The following is a 786-nucleotide window of genomic DNA, read 5'->3' on the forward strand; positions in this document are numbered from 1 at the left end:
GATGTCCACCAGCACCGCGCGCTCCACGCCGGGGTGGCGCAGGACCTCGCGCAGGGTGCCGCAGTCGCCGCCGCCGACGATCAGCACCCGCCGGGGATCGGTGTGGGTGAACAGCGCCGGGTGGGCCATCATCTCGTGGTAGAGGAAGTTGTCCCGCGTCGTCAGCATCACGCAGCCGTCCAGGGTGAGGACGTTACCCCAGTGGCTCGTCTCGAAGACCTGGATGTGCTGGTAGGGGCTGTGTTCGTCGAGGAGTGTCCCCGTGATACGCAGCGAGAACGCCACGCCCTCGTCCTCGAACGCTTCGGAAAACCAGTGCTCGTCGAGACTCATGCCATGCTCCGCGTGGATCGTGGCCGGGAGTTTACTAGTGCCCTCCGGGGATGCCCAGCACCGCGCGCGTCCGGGGGCTTGCGCCCTGTGCGCGGGGACGCTGATATGATGGCGCCTTCCTGAAACCCTCGCGGCCGCACGCTGCTGGCCCGCAGGGCGGCGAGCGGGGCATTACAGCACAGAGAGAGGAGACCGTCGGATGACTGACACGCCGCAGCGCATTGCCGTCGTGGGGGGCGGCACCATGGGACGGGGGATCGCCCAGGCCGCCCTCACCGCGGGCCGGGAGGTCGTCCTGTGTGACGTCTCCGAGGCCGTTCTGGACAAGGCCCGGGAGACCATCGACGGTGGCCTGCGGCGCCTCGTCGACAAGGGTCGGCTGGAGGCTGACGCCGCCGAGGCCGCGCTCGCGCGACTCAGCGTCACCACCCGCATGGCGGACCTGGCCGATGC

1 protein-coding gene and 1 pseudogene are annotated in these 786 nt (G+C 69.7%); one reads left to right on the forward strand and one right to left on the reverse strand.

The window, feature by feature from the left end; translation table 11 throughout:
- A pseudogene (locus tag G7A99_RS22330) lies at positions 1-333 on the reverse strand (polyamine aminopropyltransferase); the annotation flags it as partial.
- Between the two features lie 199 nt (positions 334-532).
- Between G7A99_RS22330 and G7A99_RS22335 the strand changes: the two are divergent.
- The coding region (locus tag G7A99_RS22335) for a 3-hydroxyacyl-CoA dehydrogenase NAD-binding domain-containing protein (RefSeq protein ID WP_163144202.1) at positions 533-786 on the forward strand (254 nt) is incomplete at its 3' end.

The organism is Arhodomonas sp. KWT (assembly GCF_010993615.1).